Below are 24,695 nucleotides of genomic sequence, written 5' to 3'. Positions count from 1 at the left end.
TCCTAGATACCCAAATCTACCCTAACCTTCCCGATTGGAGAATAGTTAGACACAAAGCCGGAGGCTCTCCATTCGCTCAAGGATAAGGGGTCGTCTGAAACCTTCACTCTTTTCTGTAAAAATACCCTTAGCAGCTGCAATATAAGGATTCGGGAAAGTTGTTTTAAATACCCCCTATTCCCCGATTTCCCTTAATAACAAAACCGCCATACCGGATTAGCATCCACCCAATAAAGCGATAAAACCATCTTTATCTTCAATCAAACGAGCACAGAACACACTCTCTACAAAACACTTCCATTTCAAAAAAGGTCGTCTGAAACCAGATGTGTAATATAGTGGATTAACTTTAAATCAGGACAAGGCGACGAAGCCGCAGACAGTACAGATAGTACGGAACCGATTCACTTGGTGCTTCAGCACCTTAGAGAATCGTTCTCTTTGAGCTAAGGCGAGGCAACGCCGTACTGGCTTAAAGTTAATCCACTATAAAAAAGGCAAACCCGATTAGGTTTGCCTTTTTTATTACAAGACTTAATGAACGTCTTTCCAATATTCTTTTTTCAGGAAGTATGCCAGAGGCAGCATTACTGCAAGCAAGAACATCAACACGATATAGCCTGTACGTTTGCGCTGGAGTTGCGCCGGTTCACCCATGTAAACCAAATAGTTCACCAAATCGCGTACATAAGCATCGTACTCTGTTTGGACGACTTTGCCGTTTGGCAAACGACGGCTGTGCGCACCGGTAGATTCCCAATAGAGCTTGGGTTTCAATTCGCCATGTTCGTCTTTCACCATGACCGGCTGACCTTTTGCATCCAGCTCAACCGCTTGAACGCCTTGTTGCTCCCACAAGGGATGAGGCATGCCGACTTTGTCGAATACGACATTGTTCCAACCGTTCGGACGGGTCGGGTCTTTATAGAAGCCGCGCATATAGGCATACAGATAATCCGCGCCTTTAGAACGGGCAATCAGTGTCAGATCCGGAGGAGCCGCACCAAACCATTTGGCAGCATCTTTAGGATTCATCGCCGCCAACATGACATCACCGACGTTGTCTGTCGTAAACATCAGGTTTTTCTTGATTTCTTCATCAGTCAAACCGATGTCTTTCAGACGGTTGAAGCGCATACCGCTTGCCGAGTGGCAGGATAAGCAGTAGTTGGTGAAAATTTGAGCACCGCGCTGCAAGCTGACTTGGTCGCGCAGGTCAATCTCGACTTTTTCATAGTGTCCGCCACCGCTGGCGACGGCGGCACTCATAGGCACTGCCAATAACAAGGCAGCAAACCAGTTTTTCAGGGTATGTTTCATTTTCGCTGCCCTCATCAGATATTGGTTGCAAACAGGTAAGCACCCACTGCGGTAATACCGACATAAACAAAGAACATGATTTTTTGTTTAGTGGTACTCATGGTTACGCGTTCCGGAACCGGTTTGTTTGTATCCAGTTTGGTATAGAACGGCATACCCAGGAAGAATGCAAAATAGACGAAGGACAGGATACGCGCAACCAAAGTACGGGTCTCGGTTGCTACCATCGCACCCAAAATACCCAAACCGATAAAGGCAATGATGAACAGAACCAATGCGATTTTGAAAATCGGGCCGCGATAGCGGACGGATTTCACTTCACCTTTATCCAACCAAGGCAACAGGGCAATCAGGACAACTGCCGCGCCCATACCGATTACACCCCAAACCTGAGTACCGAGGAATGAAGGAATCGCACGCAAAATGGCGTAGAACGGGGTGAAATACCATACTGGCGCAATGTGCGGCGGTGTTTTCAGCGCGTTTGCCGCGTCAAAGTTCGGGGCTTCAAGGAAGTAGCCGCCACCTTCAGGGGCGAAGAACAATACGGAGCAGAAAACAATCAGGAATACGACAACGCCCAAGATGTCTTTGACGGTGTAGTACGGATGGAAAGGAATGCCGTCGAGCGGAACGCCGTTTTCATCTTTGAGTTTCTTGATTTCCACGCCGTCAGGGTTGTTCGAACCCACTTCGTGCAGGGCGATGATGTGTGCTACGACCAAACCGAGCAACACCAGCGGTACAGCGATAACGTGCAACGCGAAGAAGCGGTTCAGGGTAACGTCGGAAACGTTGAAGTCGCCGCGGATCCAAGTGGACAAGTCAGGACCGATAACAGGGATGGCGGAGAACAGGTTAATAATCACCTGCGCGCCCCAGAAGGACATTTGCCCCCAAGGCAACAGGTAGCCCATAAAGGCTTCGGCCATCAATGCCAAGAAAATCAGGGAACCGAAAATCCACACCAATTCGCGCGGTTTTTTGTACGAACCGTAAATCAGGCCGCGGAACATGTGCAGGTATACGACAATGAAGAAGAAAGATGCGCCTGTGGAGTGCATATAGCGGATAATCCAGCCGCCGGACACGTCGCGCATGATGTACTCTACTGCGGTAAAGGCAGCAGGCAGGTGATAGGCATTCAGGTTGCCGTCCGGTTTGTAGTTCATGGTCAGGAAGATACCGCTGACGATTTGAATCACGAGGACGAGCAGAGCCAAAGAGCCGAAGTAGTACCAGAAGTTGAAGTTCTTCGGCGCGTAGTATTGAGCCAAATGCTCATTCCACATTTTAGACAGAGGGAAACGAGCGTCCGTCCAGTCTAACAATGCTTTTGCTTTGCTATTGGTTTGGTTTGCCATAATTATCGTTCCTTATTTTTAGTCTTCGCCTACCAAGACTGTCGTATCGCTCAGATATTTGTAGGGCGGAACAACTAGGTTGGTCGGTGCAGGAACACCTTTATATACGCGGCCTGCCATGTCGAATTTCGAACCGTGGCAAGGGCAGAAGAAACCGCCTTTCCAGTCTGCACCCAAATCCGCGGGGGCAACGTCGGGACGGTAGGTCGGCGAACAGCCCAAGTGGGTACAGATACCGATGGCTACAAGGATGTTCGGCTTAATCGAACGGGTCTCGTTTTTACAGTTTTCGGGCTGATGATCCACATCAGAATTAGGGTCGGCAACCGCACCGTTCAAACTTTTCAGGTCTTTGAGCTGCTGATCGGTACGGTTAACCACCCAAATCGGTTTACCTTGCCATTCGGCAGTCAACATTTGTCCGGATTCGATTTTACTGACATCGATTTCGACGGCAGCACCTGCGGCCTTGGCTTTTTCCGACGGGAAAAAGCTTGCCACGAAAGGCGTAGCTACGCCCAAAGCCGCCACACCGCCTGCGCCGCACGTAGCCAGCGTCAGAAAGCGGCGGCGACCGCTATTGATTTCTTGATTATCCATTATTCAGTCGTCCTAAAATTTTGGGAATACCGAGCCATTAAACGATGTAATTCTACCTAGTTTACCGTGATACTCAAAGCATTATTTAAATTAAGGTAAATTTTCATGACGATTATCAAGGCTTAAGCGGGATTATCTTCGTCGAAATGACAGACTTCCAACTCAAAATGCTGTGCCACGGCTTCGCCCAGGGCGCGGATGCCGTAACGCTCCGTCGCATGGTGTCCCGCGCTGACAAACGCAACGCCTGTTTCATTGGCAAGGTGAAACTGGGCTTCCGAGATTTCTCCGGTCAGATAAGCATCGACGCCTTCGTCTATGGTCGTCTGAAAAAATCCCTGCGCACCGCCGGTACACCATGCAATGCGTTTGATTTCGCGCGACATATCGCCGACGGCTACGGGCTGCCGCCCCAACGCTGCAGCAATGTGTTGCAACCATTCAGCCAAAGTCTGCGGCGTTTTCAGACGACCTATATTCAACAGGTTCTGTTCGCCGAACCGCCTTTCGACTTCCCAACCCAACTTATCGGCAAGCTGCGCGTTGTTGCCCAACACTGGGTGTGCATCCAGCGGCAGGTGGTAGCCCGCCATATTGATTTGGTGTTGCAATAATGTTTCGATGCGCACTTTTTTCCAGCCCGTAATCGTTACCGGCTCACTTTTCCAAAACATCCCGTGATGCACCAAAAGCATATCCGCGCCCTGCTCCGCAGCAAAATCGACCGCTGCCTTGCTTGCCGTTACCGACGTCGCTATTTTGCCGACTTCAGCCCTACCCTCGACCTGCAAACCGTTGGGCGCATAGTCTTTGAACATGCCGACCTGCAACACTTCGTCGCACCACGCCAAAATATCATTGCGTTTCGCCATATTATTCCTTTCAACACATAGCGGATTGAATTTCACAGAACAAAGCGAAGCAACGCCATCCCTATCCCTGTTTCAAATCAATTCACCGCATTCATACAAAATCGGACGCACATTCTAACCGCAAACCCTGACGCGTCCCAATCCCCACGCCGTTCAACACACGCCCGCATTTACACCCCGGCATGAAATATTTTAATATTGCCCGTTTCAAAAGGTCGTCTGAAAGCGTGAAAACCAATGGATTCCATCATCGAACTGCGCCATCTCAAAACCCTGCTGGCACTCGAAGAAACCGGCAGCGTATCCCTTGCCGCCAAGCGCGTCTTCCTGACCCAATCCGCCCTTTCGCACCAAATCCGCGCGCTTGAAAACTATTACGACACCCCCCTGTTTGAGCGCAAATCCACGCCCTTGCGTTTTACACCCGCCGGCGAACGCCTGTTGAGGCTCGCACGCGAACTCCTCCCGCAAGTTTCCGCCGCCGAGCGCGACCTCGCCCGCATCATCGAAGGCGAAGCAGGCGAATTGCGGCTGGCTGTCGAATGCCACACCTGTTTCGACTGGCTCATGCCCGCGATGGGCGAATTCCGCCCCATGTGGCCGCAAGTCGAATTGGACATCGTTTCCGGCTTTCAGGCAGACCCCGTCGGACTCCTGTTGCAACACCGCGCCGATCTCGCCATCGTATCCGAAGCCGAAAAACAAAACGGCATCAGCTTCCGCCCCCTGTTCGCCTACGAAATGGTCGGCATCTGCGCCCAAGACCACCCGCTTGCCGCCAAAACCGTTTGGGAAGCAGAAGACTTCATCGGTGAAACCCTCATCACTTATCCCGTTCCCGACGAAATGCTCGACCTGCCCAAAAAAGTATTGTTACCCAAAGGCATCAACCCGCCGCGCCGCCGCAGCGAACTGACCATCGCCATCATCCAACTCGTCGCCAGCAAACGCGGCATCGCCGCCCTGCCCTACTGGACCGTGATGCCCTATCTCGAAAAAGGCTACGTCGTCCACCGCCAAATCACCGCCAACGGCCTGCAAAGCGAACTCTACGCCGCCACACGCACCGAAGACGCCGACAAAAGCTATCTCGATAACTTCTGCCAAATCGTCCGCGAACGCAGTTTCGCCGACCTCCCCGGCTTGAGCGAACTGAAAATGCACGGACACGATTAATGTTTTATTGAAACACGGTGTTACAGCATCAAATCAATCCGACTTCAATATCAAAAGGTCGTCTGAAAACCCAAATCTCAGGTTTTCAGACGACCTTTTTACTTCCTATCCCGATTTAGCCTTCTTCAGGCAGCTTGGTGATTTTTACCCGCTCGATGCGTTGACCGTCTTTTTCAACGACTTGGAAACGCCAGCCGTGGAAGTCGGCAAAGTCGCCGACATCGGGAATGCTTTGCAGCTCTTCCATAATCAGTCCGGCGACAGTGTGGAAGTCTGCATCTTCTTCCTGCGGCGGGAGGTTGAGTTGCGGCGCGAGTTCGACGTATTCGAGCGAACCGTCCACGGTCAGGCTTTCATCGGCATTTTCTTGAACGGCGGGTTCTTCTTGGCGTTCAAACTCTTCAGGGAATTCGCCGGCAATGGTTTCCAGCAGGTCTTTCATGGTAACCATGCCCAAAACTGCGCCGAATTCATCGACTACCAAAGCATAATCCGCGCTGCTTTGGCGGAACAATTCAATCGCGCCTAACGCGGTCGCACTGTCCGGCAGGACGAGCGGCTGGCGCAGGACGGCTTGAATATTGAGTTCGCCGGTTTCGAGCAGTTGGGCGAGCAGGTCTTTTTTGTTGATGTAGCCCAACGGTTCGTCCACACCGGCTTTACCAACGACGAGCAGGCGGCTGTACGGGGTGTTTTGCAGTTGGGCGTGTTGCTCTTCGCGGCTTTGGGAGATGTCCAAACGCTCAATGTCGCGGCGGGGAATCATCACGCCGAGGATGGGACGTTCGGCAAGCGTCAGGACGCTGCGTATCATGGATTTTTCGTTTTCTTCGAAATGCCCGTCGTCCTCTGCTTCGTCGCCCGCTTTGGCAAGCACGCTTTCGCGTATGCCCATCATGCCCAAGACGTTCTCGGCGGTTCGTTTGCGCCACGAGCTGCTGATGTAGTCGTTTTTGCGGCTGTTGCGCTGCGAAATTTGGTTGAATGCTTCAATCAGGATGGAGAAGCCGATAGCGGCGTAGAGGTAGCCTTTCGGGATGTGGAAATGGAAGGCTTCGGCAATGAGGCTGAAACCGATCATCAGCAGGAAACCCAAACAGAGCATGACGACGGTAGGATGCCTGTCCACAAACTCGGTCAGCGGTTTGCTGGCGGAAATCATGACGGTCATGGCAACGGCAACGGCACCCATGGCGACGACGATGTGATCGACCATCGCAACGGCAGTGATGACGGAATCGATGGAAAATACCGCGTCAAGAATCAGGATTTGGGCAACCACACTCCAAAATCGCGCGTGTTTCTTCTGACTGTCGGCAACGGCAAACTGGTTATGCCCTTCGAGGCGTTCGTGCAGCTCGGTGGTGGCTTTGTAGAGCAGGAATATGCCGCCCGCGAGCATAATCATGTCTTTGCCGGAAACGTCCAACCCGCTGATGTGGAACAGCGGGCGCGTCAGGGTCATGATGTGCGCCATGAAGCCGAGCATGATGATGCGGATAACGACCGCAAGCCCTAAACCGGTAATGCGTGCGCGGTCGCGCTGGGCGGGTTTGACTTTGTTCGCCAAAATGGCGACAAAAACGAGGTTGTCTATCCCCAAGACGACTTCGAGTACCAGAAGCGTGGCAAAGCCTATCCAAGTATGCGGCTCTGCCAACCAACTGAAATCCATGATTTTTGTATTCCTTTGTGTTCAAACGTGAAAAGGCAGCCTGAAACGCTCAAGCTGCCTGATTCATATCGATACGCACGAAAAATGGCGGGCGGTCATGCTGCTCTGCTCTGGGTCTTTCATGTGTGCGTAAGTCTCAAGTAAAAATAATGTAAATAGTTTAGCAGTTTGGAAGGCGGATGGCAAAAGGTCGTCTGAAAACTGGAATTTGCGTTTTCAGACGACTCGCCAAACCGCTTAAATAACCTGCTCTTTAGTTTTGGTCTCCGCGGCTTTATTCGTCATAAAACCGTCTATCGGCGCATAACCCACGAAATCGGCGTTTTCATCCATGATGACTACCCAATCTTTCGTGCGCCCGCTGGTCAGGGGCAGGAAGAACAAAGGTTTGCCGGATGCAGATACTTTGGCTGATTTGACGATATCCGCTTCAGACATATTGCGGGCGGCAGCCAATTCGGACAACGGCTTCATCACGCGGCGGATTTTTTCGCGCTCGGCAGGGCCGTCGGGCAGCCACCAATTCGGGCGCATACTCGGTTCGATACCCGTCAGCGACAAGCTCAGGCTTTCATTGCCTTCATCGACATTGGCAGCCTCGCGTACGCCTACGCGCTCTATACCGAACCAAGGCAGGGTTTTGAAGCCATCTTTGGCTTTTGCCAAATCCGCCTTATCGATTTCGGCGGCAGTCACAATATTGATACGGTCGCGCTCAAAAGCTGCGGCAACAGGACGGGCAAGGGATACGCTGTACAACCCGTAAATCAAAGCGGCAAGCTGGATCGCGCCGATTAAGGAAAAATCGACCACGCGCTCGCGCATTTTTTTCTTGGGGCTGGCAAGAATCAGGGTCAACAGCGGACCGCACACGATATCCACCGATACGACCAACTTATACAAATCCAAACCGCCGGTCAGTTCGGCATAGGGAAAGGGATACCAGACTTCAAAAACAAGCAGCGCCGCCAAGCCCGCCAAAACCAGACTGACAAGCAGATGCAGCGAGGCGCTTTTCACGGCGAAACGCCATCGCGAAACATGTTGAGTATTTTCCATAATGTTTGTCCGTAACGTAATTATTTGAAATATGATTTTTTGAAGACGTCATTATATCGGAATATAAAAGTTTTGCGGAAAACCAAATAAACATTTTTTTACATATCCCATGTTAAAATCCGCATTCCTCAAATATTTCAATATGATGTTATGCACGCTTCCGATATTGACACAGACGATACGGCTCACGAATACCACGCCGACAATCCCGACTTTCCTGCAAAAACCGTTGTAGCGACACTGTTTATCGGCGCGTTTTTCGGCTATCTCAACGACACGCTTTTAAATGTCGCGCTCACGCCGATTATGAAGGATTTCGGTGTCGACAAAACCACCGTCCAATGGCTGACGACGGGCTTTTTGCTGGTAATGGGCGCGTTCACGCCGATTACGGCGGGCGTGATTCAATGGTTTGAAACGCGCAAGATGGTGTTGTTTACGCAGGCGACGTTTCTGGCGGGTTCGCTGATTTGCGCGTTTGCACCGACTTTCGGGATTTTGGTCGCGGGGCGGATGGTGCAGGCGGTGTCTGCCGCGTTTTTCGTGCCGCTCCTGTTTAACGGAATTTTGTCGATTTACCCGCCGAAAAAACGCGGAACGGCGATGGGCGTGATTACCATGATGTTCACTGCCGCGCCCGCGATAGGGCCGACGCTGTCGGGCATCATCATCGACCACACGCATTGGCGTGTGCTGTTCGGCTTTACTGCGCCGTTTATGCTGGCGGCGATGGCGTTGGTGGGCAAGTATCTGACGGTCAATTTGAGCACCATCAGCCGTCCGAAGATTGATATTTTGTCGGCCGTGCTGTCGATTGCGGGCTTGGGCGGGCTGGTGTATGCGAGCAGTAATTTCGCCAGTCTGCCGCTGGCGGAATTTATCCTGCTGTTTGCCGCCTCCGTCGCGCTGGTGGGCTGGTTTGCATACCGCCAGTCCCGCTTGGCGACGCCGCTGCTGAACCTTCGGGCGTTTGAGTATAAACAGTTCCGCCACTGCGTCGTGATTCTGGCGGGCGCGGTGTTCCTGTTTTTGGGTTTGGAACTGATGATGCCGATGTACACGCAGCAAGTGCTGATGCTGACGGGTACGGCGACGGGGCTGATTCTGATGCCCGCGAGCATCGCCCAAGCGGTTGCCGCGCCTTTGTTCGGCAAACTGCTGGACAAGAAAGGCGGACGGTTTGTCGTGTTGCCCGCCACGGTGATGTTGACGGTGTCTCTGGCGGTGTTGTGGCTGTTTTTGCGGATTGACACGCAAGTCATGATGCTGACCGCCATGTTCACGCTGATGGCGGTGTCCGTATCCGCCTGCGTAACGGGCGAAACCCACGGCTTGAACGCGCTGCCGAAAAAACTCAATCCCCACGGCGCGGCGATTCTGACCACTATCAACCCGATTGCCGGCGCAATCGGCGCGGCATTTTTCGTCGGCGCAACCAATATCGGCGAGAAACTGTCCTCCGCCACCTCTCCGCAACAAGCCATGCTCGACGGCATCCATCTGGCGATGGGCAGCGCGCTGGTGTTGGGCGCGGTGATGGTGTTTTTCGCCATGCGCCTGAAACGGCATGAAGCGGACAAGCAAGTTTGAACATAAGGTACCAAACGGGCATTCGAAAGAAGCCGCAAATAGCACAAAGAGGTCGTCTGAAAAAATGCAAAACCCGTCAGGACGACAGGTTATCTCTTGTTTTCTATACCGAAACCGCCTCAGTTTGCTATAATGCCCAGTTTCATCCACACTTTAAAGGACAAAAAATGGGTTTTCTGCAAGGTAAAAAAATCCTGATCACCGGCATGATTTCCGAGCGTTCCATCGCTTACGGCATTGCCAAAGCCTGCCGCGAACAAGGCGCGGATTTGGCATTTACCTACGTTGTTGACAAACTGGAAGAGCGCGTCCGCAAAATGGCCGCCGAATTGGGTTCCGAACTCGTGTTCCGCTGCGATGTCGCCAGCGACGACGAAATCAACCAAGTTTTCGCCGATTTGGGCAAACATTGGGACGGCTTGGACGGCCTCGTTCACTCCATCGGCTTCGCACCGAAAGAAGCCTTGAGCGGCGACTTCCTCGACAGCATCAGCCGCGAAGCGTTTAACACCGCACACGAAATTTCCGCATACAGCCTGCCCGCATTGGCAAAAGCCGCTCGTCCGATGATGCGCGGCAGAAACTCCGCCATCGTCGCCCTGAGCTACTTGGGCGCGGTTCGTGCGATTCCAAACTACAACGTCATGGGCATGGCAAAAGCCAGCCTCGAAGCAGGCATCCGTTTTACCGCCGCCTGCTTGGGTAAAGAAGGCATCCGTTGCAACGGCATTTCCGCCGGTCCGATCAAAACCCTCGCTGCTTCCGGCATCGCCGATTTAAGCAAACTTTTGGGACACGTCGCTTCCCACAACCCGCTTGGCCGCAACGTAACCATTGATGAAGTCGGCAACACTGCCGCCTTCCTGCTCTCCGAACTCTCTTCAGGCATTACCGGCGAAATCACTTACGTTGACGGCGGTTACAGCATCAACGCTCTGAACGACGAAGAGGCGTAATGATTTGTAATATTTTGTAGAAAAGACAACTTATTACACAAAAAACCGTCTGAATAAGTGGTGTAAAAAAGGTACACCGGCTATTTCAGGCGGTTCTTTTTTCGTATAAAAGGCGGCATATTTCGGGAATTTTGTCATAAAAACAAATTTTAACTTTTCTGAATTTTATTTAACGAATAAAACGATACCATGCCTGCCGGTTTGGAAAAGCCCGTCCGTCACTTCGGACGCACTTTTTTTAAAAATTTCACTTTATTATCCACAAACATACAGGAGGACATTTATGTCTATTGCTTCAGAATTCAAACAGTTTATTATGCGCGGCAACGTTATCGACTTGGCAGTCGGTATGGTCGTCGGTACTGCGTTTAGCGGCCTCGTTAAATCTTTGGTTGACGACGTAATTATGCCCCCTATCGGTCTGTTGATCGGCGGCGTTGACTTCTCCAACCTGTTCATCACCCTGAAAAACGGTGCGCAAGCGCCCGCAGAAGGCTATGCCAACTTGGCGGCAGCCCAGGCAGCCGGTGCCGTCACCCTGAACCTCGGTCTGTTCATCAACTCTGTTATCAGCTTCCTGATCATCGCTGCTGCGATTTTCTCCGTTATCAAAGCATTGAACTCCATGAAAAAAGCCGAAGCGCCTGTTGAAGAAGCACCTGCAGAGCCTAGCGAAGAAGTATTGCTGTTGCGCGAAATCCGCGACTCTCTGAACAAAAAATAATCTTTTGAAGATTTGAAATAAAAGGTCGTCTGAAAATTTTCAGACGACCTTTTTGTTTTGCGTATCTCTCCGATATCAACGATTTACGGTTTGCGGTATCGGATTGCGCGGGATAACCATTCTTCAATCTCTATCCACATAGCTCCTCCCATTTACAACAAACCGGGCTGACCCAATGCCGGATCGGTCGCGCGGGCGGCTTGTGCGTCTTCAACGGTCAACCCCAAGGCTTTCGCCACGCCTTCGCCGTAGGCGGGGGCGCAACGGTGGCAGTTGCGGATGTGGCGGTATTTGATGAAGTCGGGCGCGTCGCCCATGGCTGCGGCGGTGTTGTCGAACAAAGCCTGTTTCTGTGCGTCGTTCATCAGGTTAAACAAGGCGCGCGGTTGGCTGAAATAGTCGTCATCGTCTTGGCGGTAGTCCCAGTGCGCCGCGTCGCCGTTGATTTTCAAAGGCGGTTCGGCGAAGTCGGGCTGTTGCTGCCATTGGCCGAAGCTGTTGGGTTCGTAGTGCGGCAGGCTGCCGTAGTTGCCGTCGGCACGGCCTTGTCCGTCGCGCTGGTTGCTGTGGACGGGGCAACGCGGGCGGTTGACGGGGATTTGGCGGAAGTTCACGCCCAGGCGGTAGCGTTGCGCGTCGGCGTAATTGAACAAACGGGCTTGCAGCATTTTGTCGGGGCTGGCGCCGATACCGGGAACCAGGTTGCTCGGTGCGAAAGCGGATTGTTCCACATCGGCGAAGAAGTTTTCGGGATTGCGGTTCAACTCGAATTCGCCCACTTCGATCAACGGATAGTCTTTTTTCGGCCAAACTTTGGTCAGGTCGAAGGGATGATACGGCACTTTTTCCGCATCGGCTTCAGGCATGACTTGGATGTACATCGTCCATTTCGGAAACTCGCCGCGTTCGATGGCTTCGTACAGGTCGCGCTGGTGGCTTTCGCGGTCGTCGGCGATGATTTTTGCGGCTTCTTCGTTGGTCAGGTTTTTAATGCCTTGCTGGCTGCGGAAATGGAATTTCACCCAGAAACGTTCGCCCGCTTCGTTCCAGAAGCTGTATGTATGCGAACCGAAGCCGTGCATATGGCGGTAGCTGGCGGGGATGCCGCGGTCGCTCATGACGATGGTAACTTGGTGCAGGGCTTCGGGCAGCAGCGTCCAGAAGTCCCAGTTGTTCGTAGCGGAGCGCATATTGGTGCGCGGGTCGCGTTTAACCGCCTTGTTCAAGTCGGGGAATTTGCGCGGGTCACGCAGGAAGAACACAGGCGTGTTGTTGCCGACCATATCCCAGTTGCCTTCTTCGGTATAGAACTTCAACGCAAAGCCGCGGATGTCGCGTTCCGCATCGGCTGCGCCGCGCTCGCCCGCCACGGTGGTGAAACGGGCAAACATCTCAGTTTGCTTGCCGACTTCGCTGAAGATTTTGGCGCGGGTGTATTTCGTGATGTCGTGCGTTACGGTAAACGTACCGAACGCGCCCGAACCTTTGGCGTGCATACGGCGTTCGGGGATGACTTCGCGCACGAAGTCGGCGAGTTTTTCATTCAGCCACAAATCCTGCGCCAGCAACGGGCCGCGCGCGCCTGCGGTCAGGCTGTTTTGATTGTCGGCAACGGGCGCGCCGTTGTTCATGGTCAGATGGGTTACGGGGCATTTAGAGACAGTCATAATAATTTCCTTTGTGAAATGGTCAGTGGTTTATAAAACGATTTGCCGAAAAGCATATTCGTAGCCGGTTTCTTGGCATTCATAAATTTCTTGTATCGACATTTGTTTTTTCTTTTGCTTAAACTATGAATAGGACTATACAGAAAGGTTTTGACTATTGGAACTATGACTTCAATTTAATATTGTTATTATTACTTGAGATTTTATTTTTGTTAGATTTTTATTATTGATTAATGCATGAAATAGAAAAAGGTCGTCTGAAACTGTTTTCAGACGACCTTTTTGTATCTTCGTTCCCATTAAAGCTTGCGCATCATCATCATGAAATATGCGCCGCCTATGAGCGTGGCCATCATTCCGGCAGGGACTTCGTAAGGGAACATTACCTGCCTGCCCAGCCAGTCGGCCGTCATCATAACCGATGCGCCGATGAGTGCGGCGGCGGCAAGCTGCTGTCCGGGCAGACGCGCGCCGAGCATACGGGCAAGGTGGGGGGCAAGCAGGCCGACGAAGCTCAAGGGACCGATAAGCAGGGTGGCGGCGGCAGTCAGTGCCGCGCTTGAGGCGATCAGCACCATCCGTGCAAGGGAGACGTTGACGCCGGTGGAGTGGGCGACATCGGCGTTCAGGCTGAGCAGGCCCAGCCAGCGTTGCAGGGGAAGGATGAGCAGGAGCGAAGCGGCGGCGAGGAGGCTGACGGTGAGGGCGGATTCGGGCGTTGCCTGATAGGTCGAGCCGGACATCCATACCAATAGCTGTTGTACGCGGTAGTCGCCGCTTGCCGTCCAAATGCGGATGGCGGCATCGGCAAGGGCGGCGATGGCCATGCCGGTGAGCAGGACTTTTTCGGGAGCCAGCCCGTTTTTGCGGTTGAACAGCATCAACAGTCCCAAGGATGCCAGTGCGGAAATCACTCCGACCAGCCAAAACCAGCCGCTGCCCGAAGTGATGCCGAACAGCATGACGCAGGCCATCGCGCCGAATGCCGTGCCGGAACTGATGCCCAAAAGCTCGGGGCCTGCCATCGGATTTTGCGTCAGCCTTTGCAGCATCACGCCGGTCAGCGCGAGCATGGTGCCGGTGGCGGCGGCAAGCATCACGCGCGGATAGCGGAATACGAAATATTCGGGGTCTATGGTCAGGCGCAGGGTTTCATCGTAGCGTCCGACGGTCAGGGCCAATACCGCTGCGGCAATGGCAATCAGCGGCAGCAGGCGCAACAGGCGCGAGGTATGCAGCGCGGCAGGCGCGGTGTCGGAGGCCGTCTGAAAAGAAGGACGGGACGGGGTTTTCATCATCAGCCACAGCAGAAGCGGCGCGCCGATGAGTGCCGTTACTGCACCGGCAGGCAGGTCTATGCCGCGATAGTGCTTCAGCAGCATCAGGCTGTTGTCAGTCAGCATCAAAAGCAGTGCGCCGATGATGAAGGAACAGATCAGGCGCATGGGCAGTGTGCGCACGCCCGTCTGCCGTACCAGCGTGGCCGCCGCCAGTCCGGCAAAGCCCATCATGCCGACGAAGCCGACCACGCTTGCGCCCAAAAAGGCCGCCGCTGCCAACGAGAGCAGGCGGATTTTTTTGACAGGGATGCCCACCGATTCCGCCTGCGTGTCGCTCAGGCTCATGATGGTCAGCGGTTTGATCAGAAAGGCTGTAAACAGGGCGGTTGCGGCGACGCGCCACAAAAGTCCCAGCGTGTCGCGCCAACTGTCCTGCACCAGCGAGCCGCTGCCCCACTGCATCACGCCGCGCGTCTCTTCGCTGAAAAACAGCATCACAATGCCCGTCAGCGAGCCGAGATAGAGGCTGACCACCAGGCCTGCCAGCACGACGGTAAGCGGTTGCAGGCCGCGCCGGGACGACAGCCACAAGACTGCGCCCAAGGCCGCCGCCGCACCGGCAAACGCCACGGCGGACGTGCCGTAGGAGAGGAAGGAGGGGGCGAATACGGTTGCCGCCACCAGTGCCGTCTGTGCGCCGCTGCTGACTGCCAGCGTGCCGTCAGAGGCGAGCGGATTGCGCATCAGCTGCTGCATCAGCATGGTTGCCGCCGCCGTACTGCCGCCGGCGAGCAGCGCCATCGCCATACGCGGCAGGGTATTGTTCTGCACCATCAGTGCGTCCAGGGGCAGGGTGTCGGGGCGGTCGAAAATCCGCAGCCACGGCAGCGTCCATTCCAGCTTCAAGATCCACCATGCCGTCAGCGCACACAAAAGAAGCAGCAGGACGGCAAGCGGGGGCAGGGGTCGTCTGAACATATTTACCATGCGGCCTCCTTGTTTGCGGATGCCGTTTCAGACGGCATCGAACGCATCAGTTGCAAAGTGAAGTGTTGCATGGAGGGTAGTGCGCCGTAGCTCCACGACGGTTCGAAAATACGGCGGTTTTCCGGCCTGCTGAACGGCAGTCTTTTCCAAAGCGTGCTTTTTTCCAATACCGGCCGCGTATTTTGCGGATGCGGTTTGACGATAATCAGCACCGTATCCGGCGGCAGCTTGGCCAAGTCCACCAGCGTGATGTTTTCAAACCCCCATTCGTTGCTCTTGCCCGTCCATGCGTTTTTCAGCCCCAGCTTGTCGAAAACGACCTGAAAGAGCGAAGTTTTGCTGTAAATCCGCAAATGCCGGCCGTCGGCAAACTGGACGGCCGCAAAGGGGCGGTTGCGGTAGGGGGCGAGTACGGGACGGGCGCGGGCGAACAGGTTTTCCGTGTCGCGTATCAGCTTTTCGGCAGCCGGCGTATCGCCGATAAGCCTGCCCAGTTTGCGCGTCGTATCCAGCGTGTGCGCGTATTCGATGCCTTTGGGGGTACCGAAATCCAGCTCGTGTACCGGCGCGATTTTTTCAAATTGCGGCTTGGCGGCGGCATACCATGAAGATTGTACGAAGAAATCGGGTTTGATCTGATAGAGCCTCTCCAGGTTCGGCTGGAAGCGCAAACCTGCCTCTTTCGCCGAGGCAGGCAGCGGCGGATAGTTTACCCAGGTATCGTAAACCCTTCTGTCGGCGACACCGACGGGCGGATGCCCCATCGCCGTCAGCGTTTCGGTTATCGTCCAGTCCGAAGTCGCCACACGCGGTGCGGCATGGGAAAAAACGGCAAACAGCGCGGCGGCGGTGAGAAACAGCCGTGCGGCAAAGTGGGGGAGGTCGTCTGAAAAGCGGTGGAACATTTGTTCGGCAGTCTTTCGGGGGTTGGGGTCAAGGTCGTCTGAAAAATGTGGGTCGGATTCTCGAATCCGATATTTTCAAATTGGCGGTGCCGTTCAAAGCAACCGAAATATCTGCGTTTTGTCGGATACGGGTATCCGACCTGCACATTCCGGCTTTTCAGACGACGTGTTCTTCTTGGAAGAATTTTTCAAGGCAATGCCACGGGGCGGCCGTTTTCGGGGTGGGCGATGATGTTCATCTCGACGCTGTAAATGTCTTTCAACACTTGCGCCGTCATGATTTCGGACGGCCTGCCCGTTTTCAGCAGCCGCCCTTGTTTGAGCGCGACCAGTTCGTCGCAATATTGCGCCGCCAGATTGATGTCGTGGATGACGATAATCACGCCCAGCCCCAAATCGCGCGACAGCTTCTGCACCAGTGCCATCACTTCTATCTGGTGGGCGATGTCCAAAGCGGCGAGCGGTTCGTCCAAGAGCAGGAAGCGGCTTTGCTGCGCCAGGCACATTGCCAGCCAGATGCGCGAACGCTCGCCGCCCGAGAGGGTATCGACGGTTTGTCCGGTAAATTTTTCGGTGTGCGTCAGCCGGAAGGCTTGGGCGACCGCCTCCCTGTCCGCATCGTTGGTGCGCCCCAAAAGGCCGCTCCATGCATAACGCCCCATCATGACCAGCTCGCGGGCAGTCAGTGCGGTGGCGGCCGGCAGGTGCTGCGGCAGATAGGCGACTTCTTTGGCGTATCCGCGCACGGAATAGTCATGAATGTCCCTGCCGTCCAGCAATATCCTGCCGCCGGCCAATTCGTGTTGGCGCGTCAGCAGCTTGAGCAGGGTGGACTTGCCCGAGCCGTTGTGTCCGATCAGGCCGTAAACCTTGTTCGGTTCGAAAGAGAGGGAAATATCGTGCAGCAGGGTGCGCCCGGGCACGGCAAATGAGGCGTTTTGTAGTTGGAACACGGGTTCAGACGGCCTTTCGGTAAAATGGGGCGGAGGATATTTGCCGGCGGATAAACAAAAAAACGGTACGGAACCGGCTTGTCCTGTTCAAAGCGGACGATACGCTAAGGTGTTGAAACACCGTGTGAACCGGTTCCATACTGTCTGTACGGCCTGCGGCTTTGCCGCTTTGTTCCGGTTTTGTCCGTCCGCTGTCAAACGGCAACTTTTCCGCCCGGTTGGATATGGTTAAAATATAACAATTCTTATTTCAATTCAAATGCAGACATGAGCCTCCCAAACACTCTCGCCATCCAAGACATCATCCGTTTCTGCGCCCTTGCGCTGCCTGCTTTGGACGGCGATGCGAGGCCGTCTGAAACAGAGGCGGACAGTCGCGAAGCGGAGATCATGGCATCGGCGTTTGGCAGGCTCTCCGTGGCACATCCTGAAGCAGGGGCGGTCTATTGGGCTTGCCGCACTTGGCTTTTATGGATGTGGCAGCCGGTTTATCTGGGTGTGTGGGCGGCATCGGTCAAAGGTGCATCGCCCGATTTTTCAGGTTTTGCCCACACTTTCGACGGGCTGTTTACCGCACGTTTCGGCATTGCAGTGCAGGATTGTACGGTGCGGCTCAGGCAGGAAGCCGTTTCACGAACCGCCACAGATTTGAAAGCCTATCTGTACGCCGCGCTGCCGCTGATTCGTCCGCATTATCCTTTGGGTGCGAAGCTGGCGGAATATTTCCTCGGCGATGCGGTGCTCAAAGCTCTGTCTGCCGCACATGCCCTGCGCCTGCTCTCGCGCGGTGAAACGGAAATGCTGGCGCGGCAATGGCAGGATGCTTTGGCGGTACGCTGCAACGGCGCGCTGGTGTGGGACGGGGAAACACAGGGGTTTCAGGCACAACTGGCCGCCTGCTGCCAACACTACCGTCGGGAAGACGGGGAATTTTGCAGCGGTTGTCCGAAAACGCGGCCTTAGGGCAGGGCGGTTTCGGGTAAAGACATCACGGCATCAGAGGCTGCTGAAAATACAACCGGCTGATTTGTCGTGAGCTTGTCTTGTTTTTGCGGTAGGGGAAAGGGTTTGCCGACATTCTTAAAGGCCGTCTGAATATTTTTCAGACGGCCTTTGCCGTTTGCTGCCTTAAAAATCGACGGATGCCGACAGGGAGAAGCTGCGCGGTGCGCCGGCGTTCAGGTAGCCGTTGTTAGGGTATCCGCCGACGGATGCCCAGTATTTCTTGTTGGCAACATTATCGAGGCGGGCACGGAAGGTGGCTTCGTGCCTGCCGATTTGGGTGCGGTAGCGTGCGCCGAGGTCGAAGCGTGTCCAGCCGCCGACTTTGAGCGTGTTGGCGGCGTCGGCGTAGGAAGAGCCGGTATAGACCATGCGGCCGTCAAACGCCAGCCCCTGCACTTTCGGCACTTCCCATTCCAAGCCGATGTTGGCCTGGGTTTTGGCCACACCGATGGTGCGTTTGCCGTCGGTCGAGGACGAGCCGGTGGATTTCTGTTTGGCATCGAGCAGGGTTACGCCGCCCAAGAGTTTCACGCCCGGGGCAACTTCGCCGTAAACGGTGATTTCCGCACCTTGGTGGCGGTCTTTGCCTTCGGAAGTGAGACGGGCGGTGTTGTTTTCGACAACGTAGAGCGAACGCGGTTTGTCGGTGTGGAACAGGGCCAATCCCGCGCCGAAGCCGTTGGCTTCAAATTTCGTGCCGATTTCTTTTTGTTTGGAAACATAGGGTTTGAGCGATTCGCCGGCATTGCTGACGGCGTAGGCCCGGCCGTTGATGGAGGCAGTCGAGCCTGCGGTCGCGCCTTGTCCCAGGCTTTCGATGTAGTTGCCGTACACCGACCAATTCGGCGTGATGCGGTACACCGCGCCGACGGCGGGACTGAGGCGCGATTTTTTGTAATTTTCGGTTTGAACGCCCGTATTATAGGCGTAAGCCTTGTTATGCACCTGCTGCCAGCGCGCCCCAAGCATGAATTGCAGGCGTTTGTTCCAAAGGCTGAAGGTGTCGCCCAAGGCGAAGCTGGTCAGACGTGTTTTGCCGGTAACGGCAGGATTGCCCATGTCGTTGCCCGAATACAGCGGGTCGGCGGCTGCGGGTTGCGGATAGCGGGACGGGTTGTAGAGGTTGGTCGTATATTGGTTGCCCCAATCCATGATGTAAGCGTTTTTGCGCGAGGATTGGAAACGGTTGGCGGCGGCGGTCCATTCGTGCTCTACCGCGCCCGTATTGAATTTGCCGCGCAAACCGACTTCGCCCGTATCAATTTTGTCTTTACGCGCGTTGTCGAAGCGGTAAATCGATCCGTCGCCGTTGACATTGCGGACAGTCAGGTTTGCCAGAGAATTGTTTTCCTTGCTGCGGCGGAAGCCATAGGCGGCGTAGGCAGTCAGGTTGTCGTTGAAATCGTATTCGCCGCGCATTGTGCCGAACCAGTCGCGCTCGTTGGAATACGTCCACGGCTGCGCCCAGTTGGACGAGGCATCAGGCGCGGCCGGCACGGCGGTCAGGCCTGACAGGGTAACATTGGTACGCGTGGCTTTGAGCTTGTTGTCCTGCCAACCCAAATCGGCGGACAGGCGGGCATTTTCATTGCGCCAGTCTAGGCCGACATTGACCAGGCTGAGTTTGGACTTTTCGTCGTCTATTGCGGTTTTGCCGTTATGGTGCGCCGCATTGACGCGCACGCCGAATTCCTGATTTTGTCCGAAACGGCGCGCCACGTCTGCCGCCAAACCACCGCGTTTTCCCGCGCCGTAATTGGCAGTCAGCCGGTTCAATCCTTCATTGGACGCGCGTTTGGGCAATACGGATACCGTGCCGCCGATATTGTTGTCGCCCGGCGCCATGCCGTTTAAGAAGGCGGATGCGCCGCGCTGGACTTCCACGCGTTCGAAAAGCTCAGTGGCGATGTATTGGCGCGGCAGGATGCCGTAAAGGCCGTTGTACATGGTATCGTCCGATTCGGCGGCAAAGCCGCGTATGAAATAGGCTTCCTGAAAATTGCCGTAACCGCGCGCAACGCGGACGGTCGGGTCGTTTTGCAGTACGTCGCCGACGCTGCGCGCATGTTTGTCTTGAATCAGCCTATTGGTGTAAGCAGTATTGGAGAACGGCGATTCTAGGTTTTTTTTATTGCCCAAAATACCCACGCGGCTGCCGCGCGCCACCTGTCCGCCCTTAAATGCAGGAATCAAACCGCCCTTGGATGCGTCCGCGCTGGCGGTTACGGTGATGGTTTCAAGTTCGGCGGTTTCTCGGACTTGGGGTTCGTCTGAGGCAAATGCCGCCGAAACGGCAAGGAGGGAGAGGCTGAGGATGCTGAGTCTGGAAGCGGGCTTAATCATTTGTATTTTCTTTCAAAAGTCGATCGTAACGGTTAATTCTAAAAGAAAATTAATTTCATTTCAAAAAATATAGTGGATTAAATTTAAATCAGGACAAGGCGACGAAGCCGCAGACAGTACAGATAGTACGGCAAGGCGAGGCAACGCCGTACTGGTTTAAAGTTAATTCACTATAAATGATAAAAGGTCGTCTGAAACCGTTTTCAGACGACCTTTTGACTGAATGGCTGTCAACTTTACCGTTTACGCCGCGTCATACAAACCGCGCACCACCCTGCCGATGGCGGCGATGCCTTTTTCCAGCGTTTCCGCGTCCTGGGCGATGCTCATGCGGATGCACTCGCTCGCGTGCGGGTAATCCTGCGTGTCGATGCCGACGAAGAAATGTTCGCCCGGAATAATCAGCGTGTCTTCGGCTTTGAGCATTTCGTACAGGGTTTGCGATGAAACGGGCAGGTTTTCAAACCAGAGCCACAGGAAAATCGCGCCTTCGGGCTTGTGGATTTTCAGCGGATACGCGCCCAGCTCGCGCTTGAGCAGCGAGACGGCGGTTTGCGCCTGATTGCGGTAAAACGGCCGGATGACGTCGTCTGAAAGCTGTTTCAGACGACCGTCCTGCAACAGGGGCGTTGCGATGGCTGCGCCGAAACGGGTGGGCGACAGGTTCACAATCGCGTTCAGGCTGCTGACGGCTTTGACGACTTCGGGCGCGGCGACGATGATGCCGGTGCGCACGCCCGGTAAGCCGACTTTGGAAAGGCTGAAGCAGAGGATGATGTTTTCGTGCCAATTCAGCGTCACGTCGCTGTAAATGATGTTGGGGAACGGCATTCCGTAGGCGTTGTCGATAATCAGCGGAATGCCGTGTTCTTGCGCCAAAGCGTCCAGCCGCGCCATTTCGCCGTCGGTCAGCACGTTACCGGTCGGGTTGGTCGGGCGCGAACAACAAATCGCGCCGATTTTGCCCGCCTTGAGTTCGGGCAGGCTTTCCAGCGCGTCAAAGTCCACGCGGTATTTGAAGAAGCCTTCTTCGCCCTCGTGTTCGACAGCTTCGATTTTGGGTTTGACGGAAACGAAGTGCTGCCCTTCGACATGCACGTCGGCATAGCCGATGTATTCGGGCGCAAGCGGCAGCAGGATGGCTTTCTCTACGGAAAGGTCGTCTGAAACCTTGAATTTGCCGCCGAAGAGGTTGAAAAGATAGAAAAACGCGTTCTGTGAACCGTTAGTCAACGCGATATTGTCAGCGGTCAGGTGCCAGCCGTATTCGCGGTTGAGGAAAGCGGTCAACGCGTCAATCAAGGCGGCATCGCCTTGGGGGTTGGAGTAGTTGCCGATGTTCTCGACGGCGTGTTCCGCCGCCAGCTTGGAAAATACGTCGGCGAACACGGCGTTGACTTCGGCGATTCGCGCCGGATTACCGCCGCCGAGCATGTTGACGGGCTTGTCGCTTTTGAGCGCGTCGCCGAGGTCGTCCATAAGTTGCAGGATGCCGCTGTGTTGCGTGAATTTTTCGCCGAATGCCGAGAACTGCATGATGACTCCGTGTAAATATGATTGGCGGGGATTATATCAGCTTGATATGGCGAGGGGTCGTCTGAAAATGAATGTGGCGGGTTTGACGCACCATTGTCCCAACATCGCAAGAATATGTGACGGCAATTCATCTGCCCTCTTAAAAATTCAGACGACCCGATGAATCTCATCAGGTCGTCTGAAAATGTGAACGTCGGAAAAGGGAAAGCGACTTAGCGGATTTTCAGCGTACTCAATCCGATTAACACCAAGACGATGGTGATGATCCAGAAGCGGACGACGACTTGGGTTTCTTTCCAGCCTTTTTGTTCGTAGTGGTGGTGGATAGGCGCCATCAGGAAGATGCGTTTTTTGGTTTTCTTATACCAGCCGACTTGAAGCATAACGGACACGGCTTCGACGACGAACAGACCGCCCATGATGACGAGGACGAACTCTTGGCGGACGATGACGGCAACGGTACCGAGTGCCGCACCCAGAGCCAACGCGCCGACGTCGCCCATGAAGACTTGCGCAGGATAGGCGTTGAACCACAAGAATCCGAGACACGCGCCGCACATGGCGGTACAGAAAATCACGACTTCGTTCGCGCCTGCGACATAAGGCAGTTGCAGGTATTGGGCAAATTGGGCATGGCCGCTGGCGTAGGCGAAGATGGCGAGGCCGGCGGCAACGAGGACGACGGGGAAGGCGGCAAGTCCGTCAAGACCGTCAGTCAGGTTGACAGCGTTGGAAGTGCCGACGATGGTCAGATAGGTCAGGACGACGAAGCCGACCACGCCCAGCGGCAAAGCGACTTGTTTGAAGAAGGGAACGATGAGGATGTTGTTGGAGGAGTTTTCAGCAAGGAAGAACAGGGCAAGCGCGGCAACGATGGCGACGCTCGATTGCCACACCATTTTGAATTTGGCGGAAACACCGTTGGGGTCTTTATAGACGACTTTGCGCCAGTCGTCGTAAAAACCGAGCGCGCCGGTGGCGAGCAATACGCCCAAGAGAATCCAAATATACGGGTTTGCCCAGTTGCCCCACAACAGCGTGGATACGGTGATGGCGGTCAGAATCAGCGAACCACCCATCGTCGGCGTACCGTTTTTGATGAGGTGGGTTTGCGGCCCGTCGGTGCGTACCGCCTGCCCGACTTTCAACTGCGTCAGTTTGCGGATGGTCCACGGACCGAGCAGCAGGGAAAACGCCAAAGCGGTCAAAGCTGCCATGACGGCGCGGAATGTGGTGTATTGAAAGATATTCAGACCGGTCAACCAGTTACTGAAATGTGCAAGCCATAAAAACATGGGGCTTCCTTTTGTTTTTGTTGTTACATTGGGCTTATCGCCCGTTTTAAAGTTTGGTTTTTGGGGTCGTCTGAAAAAGTTTCAGACGACCTTTGCAGATTATTAAGCTGTTTATGACAGTCAGTGCCTGCTGAAGTTCACTCTCTATGCAGGTTTCTAGCGAACCCGTTATCCGTTGTTTAGAGAGATGGCAGCGTTATTGAGCGACAGCTGCGTTAGTGTCTTTCTCAATCACGCAAATCGGATAATTTCCCGGATTCCTGCCGCCGCCCCAATCCAGACAGAGGTCTTCATAAAGATACGCCTGCGCCCGCATTCCGGCATAAAACGTGCCAATCAGCGCGGCAATCAGCAATAAGGCTTTCACAAAGCCGCGGCTTTTCATTTTCAGACGACCTCTTTATCCGTTAATGCCTCGACCACTTCTTCCATCTTCATAAAGCGCGAACCTTTCACCAACACGGTGGCGCGTTCGGGCAAATCATGGCTCAACACTTGAATCAACGGGTCTTTGGCGGCAAACCACAAACCATCCGCGCCAAACGTTTCTGCCGCTTCGACGCTGTTGTCGCCGACAAAATAAGCCGCTTCGATGCCTTGGTCGCGGGCGTACGCGCCGACTTCGGCGTGCATGGCGGCGGCTTCATCCTCGCCCAGTTCGCCCATATCGCCCATCACAAAAATACGCGGCGCAGGCATGCGCGCCAACACGTCAATCGCAGCTTTCATGCTGTCGGGGTTCGCGTTGTAGGTATCGTCAATCAGGGTCGCGCCTTTGATGCCGGCTTTGACGTTCAGACGACCTTTGATATTGCTGAAGCCTTTCAAACCTTCCGCCACATCGTCCAAACTCAAACCTGCCACCAAAGCCAGCGCGGCGGCAGCGGCGGCGTTATGGACATTGTGGCGGCCGGGAACGGGCAGCACCACGGCGGCGCGCTCGTTGCCGCACACCAAATCAAATTCGCACGACAAAGGTTTCAACACGATATTTTCCGCGTGAACATCGCCGCTATCGACGCCAAAAGTCTGTTGCGTATGACTTTGGGAGGTCGTCTGAAACACGGCGGCATGTTCGTCTTCACACGGAATCAAAGCCAATCCGTCTTCACCCAAACCTTGATAAATCTCGCTTTTCGCCTTGGCAATATCGTTCGTGCCGTCAAAACCGCAGCCGACATGGGCGCGCAGGGCGTTGTTGACCAAAGCGGCATCGGGTTTGGCGATTTGCGTCAAAACCGCCAGCTCGCCGAAATGGTTCATGCCCATTTCAATGACAGCATAGCGGTGTTTTTCGTTTAATTTCAACAAAGTCAGCGGAAGGCCAATATGGTTGTTGAAGTTGCCCGCCGTCGCTAAAACGGCATCATCGCCGAAACGGCGGCGCA

At 54.5% G+C, this 24,695-nt stretch carries 20 protein-coding genes and 2 pseudogenes; 7 read left to right on the top strand and 15 right to left on the bottom strand.

The window, feature by feature from the left end; translation table 11 throughout:
* Window positions 1-334 precede the first annotated feature (334 nt).
* Window positions 335-397, top strand: a pseudogene (locus HMPREF1028_RS15260) (transposase); the annotation flags it as partial.
* Between the two features lie 137 nt (window positions 398-534).
* Here the strand turns inward: HMPREF1028_RS15260 and HMPREF1028_RS00870 are convergent.
* From HMPREF1028_RS00870 to HMPREF1028_RS00855, 4 genes are all read right to left on the bottom strand, one after another.
* The gene (locus HMPREF1028_RS00870; RefSeq protein ID WP_003765585.1) at window positions 535-1,320 is read right to left on the bottom strand and encodes a cytochrome c1; all 786 of its coding nucleotides are present in this window, start codon (window positions 1,318-1,320) and stop codon (window positions 535-537) included.
* 14 nt (window positions 1,321-1,334) lie between these two features.
* Window positions 1,335-2,684 carry a cytochrome bc complex cytochrome b subunit gene (locus HMPREF1028_RS00865; protein WP_003761392.1) on the bottom strand — a complete coding sequence of 450 codons (1,350 nt, stop codon included), beginning with the start codon at window positions 2,682-2,684 and terminating at the stop codon, window positions 1,335-1,337.
* A gap of 18 nt (window positions 2,685-2,702) precedes the next feature.
* A complete protein-coding gene (gene petA / locus HMPREF1028_RS00860; protein ID WP_009310942.1) occupies window positions 2,703-3,284 on the bottom strand; it encodes a ubiquinol-cytochrome c reductase iron-sulfur subunit in 582 nt (193 codons plus the stop codon).
* A gap of 122 nt (window positions 3,285-3,406) precedes the next feature.
* A complete protein-coding gene (locus HMPREF1028_RS00855; RefSeq protein ID WP_009310941.1) occupies window positions 3,407-4,156 on the bottom strand; it encodes a Nif3-like dinuclear metal center hexameric protein in 750 nt (249 codons plus the stop codon).
* Window positions 4,157-4,393: 237 nt separating this feature from the next.
* Between HMPREF1028_RS00855 and HMPREF1028_RS00850 the strand changes: the two genes are divergently transcribed.
* Complete coding sequence (locus HMPREF1028_RS00850) at window positions 4,394-5,332, top strand: LysR family transcriptional regulator (protein ID WP_009310940.1); 939 nt, start codon at window positions 4,394-4,396, stop codon at window positions 5,330-5,332.
* A 115-nt stretch (window positions 5,333-5,447) separates the two neighbouring features.
* On the opposite strand, the gene HMPREF1028_RS00845 is transcribed toward HMPREF1028_RS00850, so the two are convergent.
* Window positions 5,448-7,007, bottom strand: a complete 1,560-nt coding sequence (locus HMPREF1028_RS00845; RefSeq protein WP_009310939.1) for a TerC family protein — start codon at window positions 7,005-7,007, stop codon at window positions 5,448-5,450.
* 237 nt (window positions 7,008-7,244) lie between these two features.
* Window positions 7,245-8,066: a hypothetical protein gene (locus HMPREF1028_RS00840; RefSeq protein WP_003766801.1), complete on the bottom strand. Its 822-nt coding sequence runs from the start codon at window positions 8,064-8,066 to the stop codon at window positions 7,245-7,247.
* A gap of 150 nt (window positions 8,067-8,216) precedes the next feature.
* Here HMPREF1028_RS00840 and HMPREF1028_RS00835 point away from each other — a divergent pair, with 150 nt between their 5' ends.
* The 3 genes from HMPREF1028_RS00835 (at window position 8,217) to mscL (ending at window position 11,336) form a co-directional block, all read left to right on the top strand.
* Window positions 8,217-9,656: an MFS transporter gene (locus tag HMPREF1028_RS00835; protein ID WP_009310938.1), complete on the top strand. Its 1,440-nt coding sequence runs from the start codon at window positions 8,217-8,219 to the stop codon at window positions 9,654-9,656.
* Window positions 9,657-9,823: 167 nt separating this feature from the next.
* The gene (fabI, locus tag HMPREF1028_RS00830) at window positions 9,824-10,612 is read left to right on the top strand and encodes an enoyl-ACP reductase FabI (protein ID WP_009310937.1); all 789 of its coding nucleotides are present in this window, start codon (window positions 9,824-9,826) and stop codon (window positions 10,610-10,612) included.
* Window positions 10,613-10,895: 283 nt separating this feature from the next.
* A complete protein-coding gene (mscL, locus tag HMPREF1028_RS00825) occupies window positions 10,896-11,336 on the top strand; it encodes a large conductance mechanosensitive channel protein MscL (RefSeq protein WP_003761371.1) in 441 nt (146 codons plus the stop codon).
* A 152-nt stretch (window positions 11,337-11,488) separates the two neighbouring features.
* Here mscL and katA read toward each other — a convergent pair whose 3' ends face one another.
* From katA to HMPREF1028_RS00805, 4 genes are all read right to left on the bottom strand, one after another.
* Entirely contained in the window at window positions 11,489-13,003 is a 1,515-nt protein-coding gene (katA, locus tag HMPREF1028_RS00820) for a catalase KatA (protein WP_009310936.1), read from the bottom strand.
* Window positions 13,004-13,302: 299 nt separating this feature from the next.
* Complete coding sequence (fhuB, locus tag HMPREF1028_RS00815) at window positions 13,303-15,270, bottom strand: Fe(3+)-hydroxamate ABC transporter permease FhuB (protein WP_009310935.1); 1,968 nt, start codon at window positions 15,268-15,270, stop codon at window positions 13,303-13,305.
* On the bottom strand, window positions 15,264-16,175 hold the full coding sequence (locus HMPREF1028_RS00810; protein WP_009310934.1) for an iron-siderophore ABC transporter substrate-binding protein: 912 nt from the start codon (window positions 16,173-16,175) through the stop codon (window positions 15,264-15,266). Before HMPREF1028_RS00810 ends, fhuB begins: the two co-directional genes overlap by 7 nt.
* 188 nt (window positions 16,176-16,363) lie before the next feature.
* Entirely contained in the window at window positions 16,364-17,128 is a 765-nt protein-coding gene (locus HMPREF1028_RS00805) for an ATP-binding cassette domain-containing protein (protein WP_009310933.1), read from the bottom strand.
* A 267-nt stretch (window positions 17,129-17,395) separates the two neighbouring features.
* Here HMPREF1028_RS00805 and HMPREF1028_RS00800 point away from each other — a divergent pair, with 267 nt between their 5' ends.
* The gene (locus HMPREF1028_RS00800; RefSeq protein ID WP_009310932.1) at window positions 17,396-18,091 is read left to right on the top strand and encodes a siderophore ferric iron reductase; all 696 of its coding nucleotides are present in this window, start codon (window positions 17,396-17,398) and stop codon (window positions 18,089-18,091) included.
* 165 nt (window positions 18,092-18,256) lie between these two features.
* On the opposite strand, the gene HMPREF1028_RS00795 is transcribed toward HMPREF1028_RS00800, so the two are convergent.
* Window positions 18,257-20,476 carry a TonB-dependent receptor gene (locus HMPREF1028_RS00795; protein WP_009310931.1) on the bottom strand — a complete coding sequence of 740 codons (2,220 nt, stop codon included), beginning with the start codon at window positions 20,474-20,476 and terminating at the stop codon, window positions 18,257-18,259.
* A 37-nt stretch (window positions 20,477-20,513) separates the two neighbouring features.
* Between HMPREF1028_RS00795 and HMPREF1028_RS13040 the strand changes: the two are divergent.
* Window positions 20,514-20,649, top strand: a pseudogene (locus HMPREF1028_RS13040) (IS5/IS1182 family transposase); the annotation flags it as partial.
* Between the two features lie 70 nt (window positions 20,650-20,719).
* Here the strand turns inward: HMPREF1028_RS13040 and HMPREF1028_RS00790 are convergent.
* The 4 genes from HMPREF1028_RS00790 to murF form a co-directional block, all read right to left on the bottom strand.
* Window positions 20,720-22,012, bottom strand: coding sequence for a valine--pyruvate transaminase (locus HMPREF1028_RS00790; RefSeq protein WP_009310929.1), 1,293 nt, complete (start codon window positions 22,010-22,012; stop codon window positions 20,720-20,722).
* Between the two features lie 212 nt (window positions 22,013-22,224).
* Window positions 22,225-23,307, bottom strand: coding sequence for a phospho-N-acetylmuramoyl-pentapeptide-transferase (mraY, locus tag HMPREF1028_RS00785; RefSeq protein ID WP_009310927.1), 1,083 nt, complete (start codon window positions 23,305-23,307; stop codon window positions 22,225-22,227).
* Between the two features lie 196 nt (window positions 23,308-23,503).
* Window positions 23,504-23,692, bottom strand: coding sequence for a hypothetical protein (locus HMPREF1028_RS00780; protein ID WP_009310925.1), 189 nt, complete (start codon window positions 23,690-23,692; stop codon window positions 23,504-23,506).
* Between the two features lie 2 nt (window positions 23,693-23,694).
* Window positions 23,695-24,695 (bottom strand): UDP-N-acetylmuramoyl-tripeptide--D-alanyl-D-alanine ligase (murF, locus tag HMPREF1028_RS00775; RefSeq protein ID WP_009310922.1); only part of this gene is annotated, 1,001 nt, incomplete at its 5' end.

Origin of the sequence: Neisseria sp. GT4A_CT1, from assembly GCF_000227275.1 — a bacterium.
Classification (GTDB): Bacteria; Pseudomonadota; Gammaproteobacteria; order Burkholderiales; family Neisseriaceae; genus Neisseria.
Note: the sequence above shows the minus strand (reverse complement) of the source record. Positions and strands in the feature narration are given on the sequence as shown.